This is a genomic window from Natronomonas sp. (genome assembly GCF_028274965.1).
GTDB lineage: Archaea > Halobacteriota > Halobacteria > Halobacteriales > Haloarculaceae > Natronomonas.
On record NZ_JAQCNO010000016.1, the window covers coordinates 1 to 14,883 of the forward strand.

Genomic DNA, 14,883 nt, shown 5'->3' on the forward strand with positions numbered 1-14,883 from the left:
GTTCGAGGAAGCAGAAAGGCGCATTCTCGAGAAGATGATCTGCATGCGCTGTAACGCCCGGAACCCGAAACGCGCCGACAGCTGCCGGAAGTGCGGGTACAAGAAGCTCCGGCCGAAGGCCAAAGAGCGGCGCGCGGCCTGAGGGGCCTCTCTCGGTCCGGTTTTTACGCGGCTCCGAACCGCTCAGCCGTGGCGCTCGCACACCTCGAGGAAGTTCTCGAAGACGGCCTCGCCCTCCTCGGTGTGGACGACCTCGGGGTGCCACTGGACGCCGTACAGCGCCCGATCGACGTCGCTCATGGCTTCGATGCCGCAGATGTCACTTTTGGCCGTCCGGACGAACCCCTCGGGGAGCGTCTTGACCTCGTCGGCGTGGCTCGCCCACACCCGCGTCTCGGGGGCGAGCGACCCGACGAGCGGATCCGTTTCGTCCTCGATGTCGACGGTGACGTCGGCGTACCCGCCGTACTCCCCGCCGTCGACGCGGCCGCCCAACTCCGCGGCCATGAGTTGCATCCCGAGGCAGATCCCGAGGACCGGCACGTCGAGATCGAGGTACTCCGCCGCGCGCCCTGTCCGGTCCATGTCGGGGCCGCCCGAGAGGACGACGCCGTCGGCGGCGACCGTTTCGGGGGGGTCGTCGTTGTCGACGATCTCGGTGTCGACGCCGAGGTCGCGTAGCGCGCGGTGTTCGAGGTGCGTGAACTGCCCGTGGTTGTCAACCACGACGATGCGTGTCATTGGCCGCTCTACCGCGCCTGCGAACAAAAAGGGACCGTATCAGTCGTCGGCGAAGACTGGCGTTTCCTCCTCGGCGAGGAGCCGATCGAGGGCGTCGACCATCGCGCGCACGGACGCGGTCGTGATGTCCGAATCGGAGGCGGCGACGGTGACGGTCCGGTCCTCGCGGGACATCTCGACCTCGACGGTGACGACGGCGTCCGTGCCGCCGGTGATCGCGTCGACGTGATACGAGTCGAGTTGGGCGTTTGCCGCCGTCCCGAGCGCCGACCGGACCGCCGCGATCGCGGCGTCGACCGGACCGCTTCCGGTGCCGGAGGCGACACGCTCTTCGCCGTCGACCTCGAGGCGGACGGAGGCCGTCGGGGAGCCGCTGCCGGAGGCGGCGGTCAGATCGATCAACTCGACGCGGCGCTCGTGTTCGTGGCCCCGGACCTCCTCGGAGATGGTGAGGAGGTCGGCGTCGGTGACGCGCTTGCCGCGCTCGCCGAGCCGTTTGATCCGGGCGACGATCTCCTCGAGGTCGTCGTCGGAGACGTCGATGCCGTGCTCGGAGAGGGCGGCGTCGACGCCGGCGCGGCCGGCGTGTTTGCCCAACACGAGCCGGCGCGTCCGCCCGACCGTCTCCGGCGGGTAGGGCTCGTACATCGCGTCGTCTTTCAGCGTGCCGTCGGTGTGGATGCCCGACTCGTGGGTGAATGCGTTCTCGCCGACGACCGCCTTGTTCGGGGCCAGCGGAACGCCCGTCGCCGTCGAGACGAGTTGGGCGAGGTCGTACAGCCGCTCGGTGACGAGCGTCTCGACGCCGTAGCCGTGATCGAGCGCGATCGCGACCTCCTCGAGGGCGACGTTCCCGGCGCGCTCGCCGACGCCGTTGATGGTGCCGTGAACGAGGTCCGCGCCCGCCGCGACGCCGACGAGGGCGTTCGTCACCGCGAGTCCGAGGTCGTCGTGGGTGTGCATCGAGGTCGGCCCGATCTCCGAGAGGCGGGCGTAGACCTCGAGCATCCTATCGGGGGTCGCGTGGCCGACGGTGTCGGGAGCGCAGATCCGGTCCGCGCCGGCGTCCATCGCCGCGCCCATCAGCCGCTCCAGAAACTCGAGGTCCGCCCGGGAGCCGTCCTCGCCGAGCACCTCGACCCACAGCCCGTGGTCCGTCGCGTACTCGACCAACTCGACGGTCTCGTCGACGACCGCATCGCGGGTGGTGTCGACCTTCCGTTCGACGTGGCGGTCGCTGGCCGGCACGACAAGGTTGACGCCGTCGACGTCGCACTCGATGGCGAGGTCGATGTCGTTTTTCACGCCGCGGGCGAAACTCGTCACCCGGGCGTCGAGGCCGAGGCCGGTGACGCGCGCGATCGTCTCGCGCTCGCCGGCGCCGGTGCAGGCGCTGCCGGCCTCGATGACAGAGACGCCGGCCGCGTCGAGTTCGCGGGCGATGTCGGCCTTCTCGGTCGGCGTGAGTGAGATGCCGGGGGCCTGCTCGCCGTCGCGCAGCGTGGTGTCCAGAAACTCTACGTCGCGGTCTTCGATGGGAGCAGTCGCTGGGTGGTCCCCGAACAGCGTGGTCACGGGAAAATCCTCAGCGTGTGGCGAGCGGTCGAATTTCTCGACCAGCCGCCGTCCGGCGACTTACTCTATCCTCTGCCGTGTGGGGGTTCGGCATGGTGTACACGCACGTTCGACGCACCCGTTGATATACCTGCTGATCTCTCCGGACGCGGGCCCGTGGCGGCAACGCGGCGCTCACTCGCGGTCGATCCGGACCGCCTCCCCGACGGCGACCCCCTCGGCCGCCCCGGCCGGCAACTCGACGACGGTGTCCGCACGGGCGCGACCCCGGCCCGTCCACGCGGACAGCCGCTTTCTCGCGGCCACGCGGCCGTCGACGAGCCAGAGGGCGTCGATGTCGAACGGGACGAAAAGCATGTGCAGGCTCCGCTTGGACGCGCCCGAAAACGGGAACACGAGGCCGTACCCATCCGGTATCGAACGCCGGAACATCAGGCCGAGCCCCTGTGAGACGATCCCGTCGGCGACGTCGACGTCCGTCGCCAGCGGGCGGTCGCCGGTGTCGGTCTCGTGTACGACGCGCACGGTCGCACTCGGCGGGGGAGGCTGAAAAACCTCCCCCGAAGGTTGAGGGATGAGCGCGCACAACTGACGGCATGGAGAAGACGCCACGCGGCACGTCGGTCGGCGTCGAGGACCCCTACGCGGTCGTCGATCGGTGCGATCACCTCACGGACGACGGACGGTGTCGGTACGCGGCCGAACACGGGCGCCACGACCCGGAGTTCGCCGAGGCGCGCCGCGAGGACGGCCTCCGGTGTCCGGCGGCGGACCCCGACGGCGAGTGGGGGTGGGCCGACTGTCCGCACTTCCGCGACCGGAGCCGCGGGCGGACGTGTCGGCGCTGCGGCCTCGAAGAGCGGCGACTCGCCGGCGAGGAGGCCCGTCCGCTGCTCGAGGAGCACCACCTCGAGTACGCCGACGACGACCGCACGGAGCTGTCCCACGAGATCACGGTCTCGTTGTGTCGGTGGTGTCACGCGAAGGTACACGGCTCGTGGGCGAGGATCGACGACGACGCCGCGCCCGGCCCCGAGGCGATCGCGGCCGCGGAAGGGCGGCGGTCGAAAGAACAGGCCGAGTTCGGCTTCGAGTCGGCGGCCGAGCGGTACGACGACGAGTGAACGGGGACACCAGCGTCGAGACCGGCGAGGACATCGGCGGCGGGTCGGCGTCCGCTATCGGGTCTCGAAGGCGTCTGGGGGTCGCCCGGCCTCGTCGATGACGCCGTCGGCGACGACGATCGGGCAGTCGACCCTGAGCGCGATCGCGATGGCGTCGCTCGGGCGGGCGTCGAACGTGAGCGTCGAGCGCTCGCCGGCGGCGTACTGCTCGGCGTCGATCTTGGCCATGAACGTGTGCTCGGCGAGCGCGTCGATGCGCACCCGGTCGATGGCCCCGCCGAACTCCGTGAGCATCTCGACGAAGAGGTCGTGGGTGAGCGGTCGTTCGAAGGGCTTGCCCTCCAGGGCGTGCGAGATCGACTTCGCCTGATCGGCGCTGATGAAGATCGGAACGGCCTCCTCGCGGGCCTCCAGTACCACGACGGGCGTCCCGTCGTCGTGCTCGTCGGCGCTGATCCCGAGGCCGTGAACGGTCGCCTCGTGTGTCATCGTTCACCACTCGGCCCAACAGCATCAAAACTTTTCGCATCACCGGTCGTCGCCCGGGCATGGGCGAGGGATACGTCGTCGCGGCCAAGCCCTCCGCGCGCCGGGCGAGCAGGGCGGTCGGCGCCTGGATCGCCACGGAGGGCCGATACCGGACGTTCGACTCGAAGGCGCTCGCCCGCGAGTGGGCCCGGGCGGCCAGCCCGCAGGGGTACACGCTGTGGATTCAAAACGCCCACCCGAGAGACGAGAGCCCCGCCGACGGCTACCTGTTGGCCCGCCGGAGCCGCATGCGGGGCAACGAGCGGGAGCTGCCGGGCGAGCAGGTCGGCGTTTTCGAGCTCTGAGACGCGGCGGCCGTCGATCGCCCCGAGTTTTAATCGGCCGCGGGGCGTCGGGGCGGTATGGAAGCGATCGGAACGGGGCTCGCACGGATCGACACCGACGGCCACAGGGCGGACGTCTATCTCTCCCGGCCCGACAAGCGGAACGCGATGACGGTCGATCTCATGCGGGACCTCGAGGCCGCCTTCGAGCAGGTGGGGGACCGCGAGGACCTCCGCGCGATCGCGCTTTTAGGCGAGGGGCCGGTGTTCTGTGCGGGGATGGACCTAGAGATGATGCGCGAGCGGGTCGAACCGGACTCGGAGATCGAACGGGACGTCCTCCCCGAGTTGCTCGAGGCGATCGGGACGGTCCGACAGCCCGTCGTCGCCGGGATCAAGCGGGCCGCGCCCGCGGGGGCGTTCGAGTTGACGCTGCCGTGCGATCTCCGCGTGCTCGGCGAGGACGCGAAGTACGGCGTCATCGAGGTCAAACTGGGGACGTTTCCCCACGGCGGGGCGACGCAGCGACTCCCGCGGCTCGTCGGACTCTCGAAGGCCAAGGAGATCGTGTTGGGCGGGGAGTTCATCCCGCCGGCGGAGGCGAAGGCCTGCGGGTTGGTCCACGAGGTCTGTCCGAGCGGGTCGGTCGACGAGCGGGCGCGGGCCGTCGCTGACGACCTCTGTGAGAACGCGCCGCTGGGGCTCGAAGGGGCGAAACGGGCGCTCAACGCCGCCTTCGATACGCCGCTGGAACGGGGGCTCGAACTCGAGCGCTCGCTCGCCCGGGAGCTCGACGGGACCGACGACTACGACGAGGGGTTCCGGGCGCGGATCGAGGGCCGGACGCCGGAGTTCACCGGCGAATAGCGCGGCGAGCGCGACGGCGGGCGGGGGGCGCCGACCGGCGGGCTTTTTTTCGGTGACCGCGAAGCCGTCGCATGGAAGACGACGCCGAGGGACCCTCGCGGACGAAGAAGGCCGCCGTCGTCGTCGTCCCGTGTTTCGTACTGGGGATCGGCAACGTCGTTCTCATCCTCCAGTGGGGGCTCAACCCGCTTTGGGGCGTGCTCCTGTTTCCGCCGGTGCTTTTCGTGTCGGTGATCGGCTGGATCGCGATCAGCGGCGGCATCGTCGATCGTGGGCCCGAGGCCTGAGGCGTCGAAAACGGAGAGCGCCGAGGGTGAGATTCGAACTCACGTGTCCTGACGGACAGTTGCTCTCGAAGCAACCGCCTTGGCCGGGCTAGGCTACCTCGGCTCGTCCGTACGTCCGGCGGATTCGTTGTTATGGGTTTCGATCCGGCGCAGCCGCTGTCGGCGCGGCGTCAAAAAAACGGGTTCGCGGGTCGGCAACCGAGCTCAGTCGTCGGCCGGCGACGCCCCGGACGGCATGATGCTGCCCGAAACGACGCTCTCGTTGGAGACGACGTAGCTGAGCACCAGGAACGCGAAGAAGTACTTCGCGAGGATGTCAAGCGCGCTGTAGGCCCACGAGGTGATGCCGACCGGCAGGACGGCGATCCCCTCGACGCCGAGGGCCCAGATGATCGGGTACCCGAGCCACAGGACGACGGTCAGGATCTTCAGCTTGTTGAAGATGTCTGCCGTTCCGGCGGCCGCGGCGTCCGCGGGCCACTGGGTGAGCAGGATGTAGACGACGACCGCGAAGCACGCGCAGCTGATGAAGTACCAGAACCAGCGCAGCAGGTGCGACGACGTGGTCAGCGCGGCACCGAGGCCGGTCACACACATCGCGATGTCGAACGTGATCGCGGTGAAGATGGACGTTCCGTCGGCGTCCGCGAGCAGTCCGAGCGCGAGCAGGATCGCCGGGGTGGACAGCGCCCACGTGAGGTAGCGACCCCAAAGCGAGATGACGCCGTCGACGCTCTGGCCGCCGATGTTAACCGTGGCGTTTTCGGCGGCGTGTGTCGCCGGCATCTGGATGACGTCGATCGTGAGTCCGGACGCCAGCCCCGTGTAACTCGAAACCGACACCGTCGGCACGAGGAGCACGGAGACGGCGATGAGCTTCGCGCGGTTGTCCTCGAGGTTGCTCGTCATGTAGACGAACAGGAGGATCGAGAGCCCCGCGAGCGCGATGTTTACGTACAGCGAGCTGGCGAGGAGCGGTTCACCGAGGATCCAGTTGAAGATCTCGGTTTGGGTCACCTCCGATTGCTGTAGTGCGAGCGATTCCATTCCCGATGGCAGCGCCTGAGTTCCTGTCATGACTCCATGTACCCATTCGAAGGATAGGGATATGAAAAGGGAGCCAAACTAGTATGGTTGATCGGCGCATCCAACCGACAGCATCTCACCGATGGACACACGTGAGGATGTGATTTATAAATACTTTCGGGGCGTTACGGCGGCGATAACGCCGACGAGAGGGGCCTCTGGCCCGCACGAACGAGGGCGCTGTCCTCACCGGGTCGTCATTTCGACGGCCGCAAGCGCGAGCGCCAAGAGGAGGCCGCCGCCGGAGACGGTTCTGGCGGTGAGCGGGCCGGGCGCCGAGGGGCGATACAGCCGGATGTCCAACTCGTACAGCCAGACGATGGCCTCGGAGGAGGCGGCCCCGAGGACGACCAGCGAGAGCGGGACCAAAACGAACAGAAAGCCCGTCGAGACGACGAACGCCATGAGGAGGTCCTCGAATCGGATGTGCTGTTTGGCCGCCTGGACGTCGAAATCGCGGGTATCGAGGAGCCGCCGGTGACGAACGAGCGCCAGGCCGAACAGGAAGGTGATCGCGGCGCCCAGGGCGACGACAGACCCGAGCGCCGGCGTCGAGACGGCGGCGGCCGGTTCGAGCGTTCGGATCAGTTCGCCGCGGTACTCGATGGCGGGCGCGAACGCCGCCGTCGCGAGCAGGACGGCCGAACAGAGCCGTATCTTCCGGGTGAGAGAGACCGGGAACACGCGCCGGGTGAGCGCGGACGCCTCCTCGTAGGGGTCACCGTCGAGGACGGCATCGGAGATGTCCTTGGACATGCATACCCGGATGTTGGTCGCTCACACACTTGAGGGCTGTCATGGTGGAGACCCTACAGCCGCTCTGCGAGGTTCCGCAGGGTCGCCTCCAGTTCGCGCCGGTTAAACCGGTCGGCCAGCGGCCCCAAGAGGCGATCGAGAAGCGGCGGGAGCCCGAGGTCGTACGCCGCGGTGTAGGTCACCTCCGTCCCGCCGTCGACCGGTTCGAACGTCCACTCGATCCGGCCGTCGATGTCGCCCGTCATCTCGAATACGATCCGCTCGGACGGTCGGTGCTCGACGCCGCGGACCTCGCCCTCGAAGGAGAGCCCGAAGAGCCGGTAGGTGTACGTCGCGCGCTTGCCCCCGGTGTCGAGGGTGCCGGTCGTCTCGACGGAGGCGAGCCGCGGGGAGATCCGGGCTTGGTTCTCCGGGACGTCCATGTACTCGAAGACCGCGACGGGCGGGCGGTCGATGACGGTCGTCGCCGAGGCGTTCATGCCACACAGTCCCGGGCGGGCCGTCTTAAGCGCTGTGAGGGCGCGAGCGATCCGCGGGCCGGGGTCAGCCGGAGCGCCAGATCCCTTGTTCGCGGTCCATCCAGCCCACGACGACGACGTGCGGCAGGGTGAGAACGGCGATCAACGCGAGGTACGCGCCGACGAGCGAGAGCGGGTCGGCCGCGGTTCCGGGGACGACGACGTACCAGACGACCAGGATGAGGACCGACGCGGCCGTCAGCGGCGCGGCGTCGCGACCGAAGGAGGCGAGCGCGGCCCCGTAGCGCCGGGCGTCGAGCGCCGCTTCGGCCCCGGGGTCGACGGCGAGGAGCCGGACGATGTGCCGCAGCGAGTGCCAGACGCAGAAGTACAGCCCGATCGCGAGGACCGGCGGCACGGTCGAGAAAAAGGCGACGAGAAGGGCCGTCTCGGCGGCGTCGACGAGCCACGAGCGCCGCCCCGACCGGCCGGCCGAACGGACGCCGACGGCGAGGGTCGCCCCGATCAGCCCGGCGAGTCCGGCGGCGACGACGAGCCGCGTCGTCGGCGTGAACGCGGCCGAAACCGTCCCGGCGGCGGTGGCGTCGAAGAGACCGACGAGCGTCGAGACGACCAACTCGTACTGGTCGGGAAAGGCGACGAAGGGGACGACCATCGGGAGCGCCCCCCGCGTGACCGCCATCAGGACCCGCGTCGCTCCGCCGGCCGGGTGCGCGTCGCCGAAGGCGACGAACGGGTAGACGTCGCCCTGTCCCCAGTGGGCCCACGTCATGAGAATGAAGAAGGCGACCGCGGCGACGGGCGCGAGGAACCACACGACCGCGTACGCGCCGCCGACGACGAGATAGAGGACGCCGACGATCGCGAGCCACCGGGTCGTCACCGGTTCCGCCCTACTTCGGGGGATCGCGAGGTGATCGACCGCGCCGTGCGGAAGCCCGAACAGGACGACGCTGATCGCGAGGGGAACGAGTTGGTACGACAGCGGAACGGACACGTCAAACAGGAAAACGGCCGTCGCGGCGGCGACGACGACCCACCCCGGGAGGAAGGCGATGCGGGCGCACGCGCCAACGGCGTCGGACGTACCGAGACGGCCCACCGCCGCGTGCGCCTCCGAGAGCCGGCGGCTCACGGGTTCCCTCCGGTCGCTCGGAACGAAGCCGGGCGCGACACGCTAGTTCGGTCGGGTGATCGGTTGGAACTCCTCGAGGAGTTCGCCGATTATCTTCGACTGTGCCGCCCGGAGGTGCTGGTGGAACGTCGATCGGGTGATGCCCATCGAGTCGGCGATGTCCTCGCCGGAGACCGGCCGGGGCCACTCGAAGTACTCGCTCAGATAGGCCTTCTGGATGGTCTCCAGCTGCCGGTCGGTCAGCTCCCCCCGGAGGGTCTCAGCCAACTCGCGCCTGGAGTTCCGGTCGCGTTCGCGGCGCTGTTGGGAGACGAGCGAGAGCCCGTCGTACTGGTCCAAGAGCGTCTGGACGACGGCGCTCGGATCGGCGGTTCTGGGGAGTTCGATGCGGACGTCCGCGCTGTCGGCGCTCGCCGCGAGCGATCTGACCGCGCCGTTGTGATCGAGGACGGTCCGGACGAGCGACGCCGACGGCGGGACCACCTCGACCAGACAGCCGTCGTCGTAGCCGGCGACGAGGTTCACCTCGGGGGGCTCGGACATCCCCTCGGCCGCGTCCCGGAGCGTTTCGACGTCCGCACCGGAGACGAGCGCCGAGAGGACGAACCGGCCGTCGGTGCGGGAGACGGCCCCCTTGTAGGTGATCTCACAGCCGGCTTCGGCCGCCAACTCGACGAGGATCGGGCCCGGGGACCCGCCGCTGAAGACGAGTTCGAGGTACTCGTCGGTCGCGAGCAGCCGCTGGTTCTGGAGGGCGTTGATACCGGTGCCGATCACCCGGCCGAGCGCCTCGAACACCGCGATCTCGTGGTCGTCAAGCGTCCGGGACCGGGCCGCGTACACGACCAACACCCCGTACTCGGCCTCTCGATACCGGAGGGGGATCGCCGCGACGCCGCCCTCCGGCGGCGCGAACCGGTGGTGCGGCGAGTCGGCCGGCAGCGAACTGGTCTCGGCCATCGAGACCGTCCCGGTGCGCATCGCCTCGTTGACCGTGCTCTCGCCGTCGGGCGAGATCCGGATCGTCTCGTCGGTCCCGCAGCCGGCGCGGGCGTCGGCGACGATCCGATCGCTCGTCATCTGGCGCGTTCCGATCCAGGCCGCGCCGTAGTCGTTCGTCTCGATCACCGCCTTGCAGACGCGCTCCTCGAGTTCCGTCCGGGAGGTGCTGTTGACCGTTGCGCCGGTCACCCGCCGGATGAGACCGTCGAGGCGGGTGAGCAGGCGCTCTCTGGTGCGGTAGTCGGCCCGCAGCTGTTCGGCCTGCCGCCTCGCGCGGAGCTCGATCTCCTTTCGTTCGGTCACGTCCGCCTGGAAGCCGAGGTAGTGCGTCACGTCGCCGTCGTCGTTGCGCACCGGAGCGAGGTCCAGTTGGTTCCAAAAGGGGTCGCCGTCCTTGCGGTAGTTGAGCAGTTCGACGGAGACGGGGCGGTTCTGTTCGATCGCCTCGCGGACCTCGGCGACCGACTCCGGGTCCGTCCCCTCACCCTGGAGAAACCGGCAGTTGCGGCCGAGCGCCTCGTGTTTGTCGTATCCGGTCATCCGCTCGAAGGCCTCGTTGACGTATATGAGCGGCTCGTCGGGTTCACTCGGGTCCGCGACCGTGATCCCGACGGGGGCCTCGTCCATCGTCATCTCCGCGAGCCGGAGGTTCGCGGCGGCCGGATCGTCCGCATCGAGCGTTTCGGCGACGTGATCCTGGCGGGCCAACTCGACGACGCGACCGGCGACGTCCTCGGGGTCCGTCTCCGGGTCGCGGGGCACGTACGCCGTCACGTCGCCGTCGATGGCCGCCTCCGCGACGCGCTCGTCGCCGGCGGCGGTGTGCATCACGAACGGCAACTCCGACTCGCGCTCCCGGACCGCCGAGAGCAGTTCGATCCCGTCGCGATCCGGGAGCGGGTAGTCGCTCACGACGCAGTTGGGTTCGCCCCCCTCAAGGTGGGAGACCGCCTCGTCGAACCCCGACGCGGTCGCCACGTCGATGAGATGGTCGGGAAGCGCCTCGCGGATCGCCGGTCGCGACGGCGCGTCCCCGACGAGAAGCACATCCAGCGCGAACATTACACTATCTGTCAGCGCGATGTATAAAAGACTCCCGCAGTCGCGCCCGGAGCGCCGGGACGACCGAAGAGCCACCCCGCACCGAGGCGGCGTTCAGTTCCCGTCGGACCCCTCGCGTCCGTCGCCGACGACGACGACCGGAACGGAGGCGGACTCCAACAGCCGCTCGGTGGTCCCCCCGAGGACGAGCCGTTTGAACCCCGAGCGGCCGGTCGCCCCGACGACGATCGCGTCGGCGGCCGCGTCGGCGGCGGCGGCGAGGATCCGCTCGGGCGGCGGCCCCTCCGCGACGGTGGTGTGACACGCGACGCCGGCCGCCTCCGCGCGTTCGCTCGCGCGCTCGAGTGCGGCCGCGGCGTCGGCTCTGAGGTTCTCTCGGACCTCCTCGGGGTCGACGATCGCGTTGTCGTAGGCGGTTCGTGTCTCGACCACGGAGACGACGTGCAGCGCCGCGTCCGTCGCCGCCGCGAGGCCGACGGCGTGATCGAGGGCGGCCTCGGCGTCCGAACTGCCGTCGGTCGCCACGAGCAGACTCGAGTACATACCCACACGCACGCCCGGGGGCGAGATAAATGATACACCGTCCATCGCGCGCCGGCCCGCGGAGCGCCCTCACCCGTCGGCTCGGGCGACCGTGACGGCGACCGGCGCCCGGCGGACGACGGTTTCGGCGACGCTTCCCAGAAATACCCGCGAGAGCCCGTCGCGGCCGTGGCTCCCGAGGACGATGTGATCGATGTCGTTGTCCTCCGCGTACTCGACGATGGCGTGGGCGGGGCGCCCGACGACGGAGTCCGTCGTTGCGGTCTTCCCGGCCGCGGAGACGGTCTCGACCACTGCCTCAAGCACCGATTCGGAGCGCTCCTCGGAGGCGGCGAGCCAGTCCGTCGCGCTTCCGGGGGCCATCGTCGCCGACCCGTCGACGGGATCGATGACGTGCAGTGCGACGATTTCGGCGTCCTCGAAGTGTTCGAGGGCGTACGCAAGGGCGTCGTCCGACGGGTCGGAGCCGTCGACGGGAACGAGAACACGCATACGCGATGGTAGCGCCGCCACATATATAAAATCGAGCGGTGGGCCGGGGCGGTCTCCGGGGACGCCCCAGTTCAGCCGCGATCCTCGATCGCGTCGAGTAGTTCCGCCAGCGCCGCGGCCGCGGCGTCCAACAGATCCGCGCCGAGGGACGCGTCGCCGTCGCGGGGATCGCCGACGACGCCGCTGTCGGTGAACTCCGCCGAGTCGTACGCGAGGTTCGTTCCCGACACCCACTCGCCCCAGCGTTCGGCGCCCTCGGCGGCCGCCGCGTCCGTTCTGTCCTCGCGCACCATCTCGGGGTGGAGGTGCCTGATGAGCGACGTCTCCGCCGGGCCGCCGTGGCCGAACGCGTCGAACTCGACGGCGTCGAACCAGGTGTACTGGACGGCGTAGGCGTCGCCGTTCCGCGTGACGCGCCCGCAGAGTTCCCTGAGCGCGTCGACGTTCCCGCCGTGGCCGTTGACCGCGACGACCCGATCGATGCCGTGGGTCGCGAGGCTCTCGATCGTCTCGCGGACGTACGCGCGAAATGCGTCCTCGGAGACCCAAAGCGTCCCGTCGAAGGCGCGGTGTTCGGCCGCGACGCCGACGGGTACGGTCGGACCGACGAGGACCGTCCCCTCGCGCGACTCGCCGTAGGTTTCGACCCCCGCGGCGGCGATCGCTTCCGCGCTCATCGAATCGACGCCGAGCGGGGCGTGGGGGCCGTGCTGTTCGGTGCTACCGACCGGCAACACGGCGGTCGAAGCGTCGGCGTCGCGAACGTCGGTCCACGTCGAGTCGGCGAGACGCATACCGGACGCAGGCGCCGGCGGCGCTTATACCCCGCGACTGGATCGAAACGGCGGCGGGATCGAGAGTCGAGATCAGACGCCGAAGACGGGAGCAACCAACGGAAAGCCGAGAACGGAGGGGCGCCGAAACGCGAACCTCAAGAGCGAAACGACGCGGGTCAGGCGATGAGCAGTTCCTCGCCGCGCTCGACGCGAACCGTCGCCGGCGGCGAGATCTTGTTGTACGCGCGCCGGAGGGCGTCCTTTGCGGTCTCGGCGTCCTCGGGGTTACACCAGATGGTAAAGAGCCGCTCGCCGCGCTCGATCCGGGCCGCGGTCCCGACGATCTTGCCGAAGGACTGTCGCATCCCGTCGGAGACCCGATCGGCGCCCGCGCCGGTCGCCTGCTTGTTCTCCCGGATGACCTGGTGGGGGAACTTCCGCAGGATCATCTTGTAGTCGCCGCCCTCGCCGAGTTCCTTCAGCATGCGGCGGTTCGCCGAGAGGCGGGAGGCCTCCAGGGAGTCATGCCGTATCTGCACCGCCTCGTCGACGATGAGGCTGATCTGAACCTCGTAGTCGTCGGGTTCGGCGTCGAAGTTGCCCATCTTGTACTGTGCGACCTTCGATCCGGGGATGCCCGTGATGTACTCGCGTCTGGTGTAGGAGGGCTTGTCGATGTCCCGGTACATCGATGCCGGCTTGTCGCTCATAGTACGCGATTGGAGGGTCAGTTCGCTGATAAAGGCTTCGAAGCGCGCCCAAAACCGGACGGAGGGAGTCTCGAAGCGGGCGCTTCGGCGATCCCGGCGACGGCCGCCGTGGTGTTTTGTGTCCCCGAGCCGAACACGTCGTATGGACCGATCCGAGATCAGACGCGCGTGGGAGCGGGTCTCCGAACGGTACGCCGCCTCGCGGAACGCGGAGGGCCCGGACGCGGCGCTCATCGGGGAACTCGTCGGGGATCTCCCGCCGGATCCGCTCGTTCTCGACGTCGGCTGCGGCGACGGCGCGCGGACGCTGAGTAACCTCCCGAAGGGAAGCGTCGGCCTCGATTTCGCGCGGCGCGGCCTCGAACTCGCCGCCGAGACCGACCCGGACGCGGGACTCCTCCAGGGGGAGATGTCGGCGATACCGCTTCGGGCCGACAGCGTCGACGCGATCACCGCCTACCACGCCGTGTTTCACGTCCCGCGGGTTCGACAGCCGGACGTCTACGCGGAGTTCGCGCGCGTCCTCGAGCCGGGCGGTCGGCTGTTGATGACGCTGCCGGGTGGGTCCTACGAGACCGTCAGACGGAACTGGATGGGCGGTTCGATGTTCTTCTCATCGCCCGGGCGCTCGGAGACGCTGCGATCCCTCTCGGCGGCCGGGTTCGAAATCGATCGCACCGAGCGGACCGACGACCCCCTCGGCAGCGAGACGGAGTTCGTGTTCGCGACGCTGTCGGACGGCGTTTGAGGGCATCGAACGGACGAAACGACGAGGAACTCACAGAGGGCATCGCGGGCGACCACCGGTTACGGAGCCAACCGGCGTCGCTTCCCATCGCCCGTCCGCGGGCGCATTGCGACACCCTCTGTCGGCGTTGAGAGTCGGGGGCTGCAGGGCGTCAGGCTTCCTCGTCCACCTCGTCGGTGTCCTCGTCGCCGCCGTCGGTCAGCAGTTCCGTGTCGACGCTGGATTCCTCGTTGAGAAACGACGGGTCTTCCTCGGACGCTTCGTCGGTTCGCGTTCGGTCACGCGGTGTGTATCCGTGGCACATGATACATGATACCGTACGCGTTGGACGCACTTGAATCCTTTTGCGAAGCCGACGCGGAGGGCCCACACCAACGGTTCCGCGCGGTCTGTTCGCGGTGGGTGCCGTACCCGACCCGCTACCGCGGGACAGTACCTCGGGCACCGTCGAACGGTGAGACGGCTCGGCACCCGTGTCCCCCCCGTGAGGGCTCGCGTCGGTCCGCGTGTGGCGGACCAAGGATGGCGGAAAACTCGAGAAGCCAAGGGCCGGATTTGAACCGGCGTGTAGCTGCTCTGCAGGCAACCGCGTAAGGCCAGACTCTGCCACCTTGGCGCCACCGAAGGTAGCGGCGAGGGCCGTTTAAGCGTAGCGGTCGCATGCTGACAGCGTTCCCATGAGGACGGT

Annotated in this window: 20 protein-coding genes and 2 tRNA genes; 6 read left to right on the forward strand and 16 right to left on the reverse strand. The window is 69.1% G+C overall.

What is annotated here, in order from left to right; all coding sequences use genetic code 11:
• Positions 1–142 (forward strand): 50S ribosomal protein L40e (locus Q0916_RS02750; RefSeq protein ID WP_299234109.1); only part of this gene is annotated, 142 nt, incomplete at its 5' end.
• A gap of 41 nt (positions 143–183) precedes the next feature.
• On the opposite strand, the gene Q0916_RS02755 is transcribed toward Q0916_RS02750, so the two are convergent.
• The 3 genes from Q0916_RS02755 to Q0916_RS02765 form a co-directional block, all read right to left on the reverse strand.
• Positions 184–741, reverse strand: a complete 558-nt coding sequence (locus tag Q0916_RS02755) for a GMP synthase subunit A (protein WP_299234056.1) — start codon at positions 739–741, stop codon at positions 184–186.
• Positions 742–780: 39 nt separating this feature from the next.
• Positions 781–2,316, reverse strand: coding sequence for a (R)-citramalate synthase (locus Q0916_RS02760; RefSeq protein ID WP_299234059.1), 1,536 nt, complete (start codon positions 2,314–2,316; stop codon positions 781–783).
• 174 nt (positions 2,317–2,490) lie between these two features.
• Positions 2,491–2,841 carry a DUF192 domain-containing protein gene (locus Q0916_RS02765; RefSeq protein ID WP_299234062.1) on the reverse strand — a complete coding sequence of 117 codons (351 nt, stop codon included), beginning with the start codon at positions 2,839–2,841 and terminating at the stop codon, positions 2,491–2,493.
• A 71-nt stretch (positions 2,842–2,912) separates the two neighbouring features.
• On the opposite strand from Q0916_RS02765, the gene Q0916_RS02770 reads away from it, so the two are divergent.
• Positions 2,913–3,440: a DUF7097 family protein gene (locus tag Q0916_RS02770; RefSeq protein WP_299234065.1), complete on the forward strand. Its 528-nt coding sequence runs from the start codon at positions 2,913–2,915 to the stop codon at positions 3,438–3,440.
• Positions 3,441–3,494: 54 nt separating this feature from the next.
• On the opposite strand, the gene Q0916_RS02775 is transcribed toward Q0916_RS02770, so the two are convergent.
• A complete protein-coding gene (locus tag Q0916_RS02775) occupies positions 3,495–3,929 on the reverse strand; it encodes a bifunctional nuclease family protein (protein ID WP_299234068.1) in 435 nt (144 codons plus the stop codon).
• Between the two features lie 59 nt (positions 3,930–3,988).
• On the opposite strand from Q0916_RS02775, the gene Q0916_RS02780 reads away from it, so the two are divergent.
• The 3 genes from Q0916_RS02780 to Q0916_RS02790 all read left to right on the forward strand — a co-directional run bounded on the left by Q0916_RS02780 (position 3,989) and on the right by Q0916_RS02790 (position 5,406).
• Positions 3,989–4,273: a hypothetical protein gene (locus Q0916_RS02780; RefSeq protein ID WP_299234071.1), complete on the forward strand. Its 285-nt coding sequence runs from the start codon at positions 3,989–3,991 to the stop codon at positions 4,271–4,273.
• A 57-nt stretch (positions 4,274–4,330) separates the two neighbouring features.
• On the forward strand, positions 4,331–5,119 hold the full coding sequence (locus Q0916_RS02785; RefSeq protein ID WP_299234073.1) for an enoyl-CoA hydratase/isomerase family protein: 789 nt from the start codon (positions 4,331–4,333) through the stop codon (positions 5,117–5,119).
• Positions 5,120–5,190: 71 nt separating this feature from the next.
• Positions 5,191–5,406, forward strand: coding sequence for a hypothetical protein (locus Q0916_RS02790; protein WP_299234075.1), 216 nt, complete (start codon positions 5,191–5,193; stop codon positions 5,404–5,406).
• Between the two features lie 18 nt (positions 5,407–5,424).
• On the opposite strand, the gene Q0916_RS02795 is transcribed toward Q0916_RS02790, so the two are convergent.
• The 10 genes from Q0916_RS02795 to Q0916_RS02840 form a co-directional block, all read right to left on the reverse strand.
• Positions 5,425–5,509, reverse strand: a tRNA-Ser gene (locus Q0916_RS02795).
• 101 nt (positions 5,510–5,610) lie between these two features.
• Positions 5,611–6,453: a bacteriorhodopsin gene (locus Q0916_RS02800; RefSeq protein ID WP_299234078.1), complete on the reverse strand. Its 843-nt coding sequence runs from the start codon at positions 6,451–6,453 to the stop codon at positions 5,611–5,613.
• A gap of 225 nt (positions 6,454–6,678) precedes the next feature.
• Positions 6,679–7,248 (reverse strand): hypothetical protein, encoded by a 570-nt coding sequence (locus Q0916_RS02805; RefSeq protein WP_299234081.1) that lies wholly within the window; start codon positions 7,246–7,248, stop codon positions 6,679–6,681.
• Between the two features lie 53 nt (positions 7,249–7,301).
• The gene (locus tag Q0916_RS02810; RefSeq protein ID WP_299234084.1) at positions 7,302–7,727 is read right to left on the reverse strand and encodes an SRPBCC family protein; all 426 of its coding nucleotides are present in this window, start codon (positions 7,725–7,727) and stop codon (positions 7,302–7,304) included.
• A 64-nt stretch (positions 7,728–7,791) separates the two neighbouring features.
• Positions 7,792–8,862 (reverse strand): Brp/Blh family beta-carotene 15,15'-dioxygenase, encoded by a 1,071-nt coding sequence (locus Q0916_RS02815; RefSeq protein ID WP_299234087.1) that lies wholly within the window; start codon positions 8,860–8,862, stop codon positions 7,792–7,794.
• A 42-nt stretch (positions 8,863–8,904) separates the two neighbouring features.
• Positions 8,905–10,926 (reverse strand): bacterio-opsin activator domain-containing protein, encoded by a 2,022-nt coding sequence (locus Q0916_RS02820; protein ID WP_299234090.1) that lies wholly within the window; start codon positions 10,924–10,926, stop codon positions 8,905–8,907.
• A gap of 93 nt (positions 10,927–11,019) precedes the next feature.
• Positions 11,020–11,469, reverse strand: coding sequence for a universal stress protein (locus Q0916_RS02825; RefSeq protein WP_299234092.1), 450 nt, complete (start codon positions 11,467–11,469; stop codon positions 11,020–11,022).
• A gap of 69 nt (positions 11,470–11,538) precedes the next feature.
• Positions 11,539–11,961 (reverse strand): universal stress protein, encoded by a 423-nt coding sequence (locus tag Q0916_RS02830; protein ID WP_299234095.1) that lies wholly within the window; start codon positions 11,959–11,961, stop codon positions 11,539–11,541.
• A 71-nt stretch (positions 11,962–12,032) separates the two neighbouring features.
• The gene (locus Q0916_RS02835) at positions 12,033–12,755 is read right to left on the reverse strand and encodes a creatininase family protein (RefSeq protein ID WP_299234098.1); all 723 of its coding nucleotides are present in this window, start codon (positions 12,753–12,755) and stop codon (positions 12,033–12,035) included.
• 158 nt (positions 12,756–12,913) lie between these two features.
• Positions 12,914–13,447, reverse strand: coding sequence for a 50S ribosomal protein L16 (locus Q0916_RS02840; RefSeq protein WP_299234101.1), 534 nt, complete (start codon positions 13,445–13,447; stop codon positions 12,914–12,916).
• 142 nt (positions 13,448–13,589) lie between these two features.
• On the opposite strand from Q0916_RS02840, the gene Q0916_RS02845 reads away from it, so the two are divergent.
• Positions 13,590–14,195, forward strand: coding sequence for a class I SAM-dependent methyltransferase (locus Q0916_RS02845; protein ID WP_299234104.1), 606 nt, complete (start codon positions 13,590–13,592; stop codon positions 14,193–14,195).
• 151 nt (positions 14,196–14,346) lie between these two features.
• On the opposite strand, the gene Q0916_RS02850 is transcribed toward Q0916_RS02845, so the two are convergent.
• Both Q0916_RS02850 and Q0916_RS02855 read right to left on the reverse strand, forming a co-directional pair.
• Complete coding sequence (locus Q0916_RS02850; protein WP_299234106.1) at positions 14,347–14,499, reverse strand: hypothetical protein; 153 nt, start codon at positions 14,497–14,499, stop codon at positions 14,347–14,349.
• Between the two features lie 236 nt (positions 14,500–14,735).
• A tRNA-Cys gene (locus tag Q0916_RS02855) sits at positions 14,736–14,811 on the reverse strand.
• Positions 14,812–14,883 lie beyond the last annotated feature (72 nt).

What these genes read in the sequence shown, in the direction of transcription:
- Q0916_RS02755 (WP_299234056.1), bottom strand. Translation starts at nt 741, where the DNA reads ATGACACGCATCGTCGTGGTTGACAACCACGGGCAGTTCACGCACCTC.
- Q0916_RS02770 (WP_299234065.1), top strand. Translation starts at nt 2,913, where the DNA reads ATGGAGAAGACGCCACGCGGCACGTCGGTCGGCGTCGAGGACCCCTAC.
- Q0916_RS02775 (WP_299234068.1), bottom strand. Translation starts at nt 3,929, where the DNA reads ATGACACACGAGGCGACCGTTCACGGCCTCGGGATCAGCGCCGACGAG.
- Q0916_RS02780 (WP_299234071.1), top strand. Translation starts at nt 3,989, where the DNA reads ATGGGCGAGGGATACGTCGTCGCGGCCAAGCCCTCCGCGCGCCGGGCG.
- Q0916_RS02785 (WP_299234073.1), top strand. Translation starts at nt 4,331, where the DNA reads ATGGAAGCGATCGGAACGGGGCTCGCACGGATCGACACCGACGGCCAC.
- Q0916_RS02790 (WP_299234075.1), top strand. Translation starts at nt 5,191, where the DNA reads ATGGAAGACGACGCCGAGGGACCCTCGCGGACGAAGAAGGCCGCCGTC.
- Q0916_RS02800 (WP_299234078.1), bottom strand. Translation starts at nt 6,453, where the DNA reads ATGGAATCGCTCGCACTACAGCAATCGGAGGTGACCCAAACCGAGATC.
- Q0916_RS02805 (WP_299234081.1), bottom strand. Translation starts at nt 7,248, where the DNA reads ATGTCCAAGGACATCTCCGATGCCGTCCTCGACGGTGACCCCTACGAG.
- Q0916_RS02810 (WP_299234084.1), bottom strand. Translation starts at nt 7,727, where the DNA reads ATGAACGCCTCGGCGACGACCGTCATCGACCGCCCGCCCGTCGCGGTC.
- Q0916_RS02820 (WP_299234090.1), bottom strand. Translation starts at nt 10,926, where the DNA reads ATGTTCGCGCTGGATGTGCTTCTCGTCGGGGACGCGCCGTCGCGACCG.
- Q0916_RS02825 (WP_299234092.1), bottom strand. Translation starts at nt 11,469, where the DNA reads ATGTACTCGAGTCTGCTCGTGGCGACCGACGGCAGTTCGGACGCCGAG.
- Q0916_RS02830 (WP_299234095.1), bottom strand. Translation starts at nt 11,961, where the DNA reads ATGCGTGTTCTCGTTCCCGTCGACGGCTCCGACCCGTCGGACGACGCC.
- Q0916_RS02835 (WP_299234098.1), bottom strand. Translation starts at nt 12,755, where the DNA reads ATGCGTCTCGCCGACTCGACGTGGACCGACGTTCGCGACGCCGACGCT.
- Q0916_RS02840 (WP_299234101.1), bottom strand. Translation starts at nt 13,447, where the DNA reads ATGAGCGACAAGCCGGCATCGATGTACCGGGACATCGACAAGCCCTCC.
- Q0916_RS02845 (WP_299234104.1), top strand. Translation starts at nt 13,590, where the DNA reads ATGGACCGATCCGAGATCAGACGCGCGTGGGAGCGGGTCTCCGAACGG.
- Q0916_RS02850 (WP_299234106.1), bottom strand. Translation starts at nt 14,499, where the DNA reads ATGTGCCACGGATACACACCGCGTGACCGAACGCGAACCGACGAAGCG.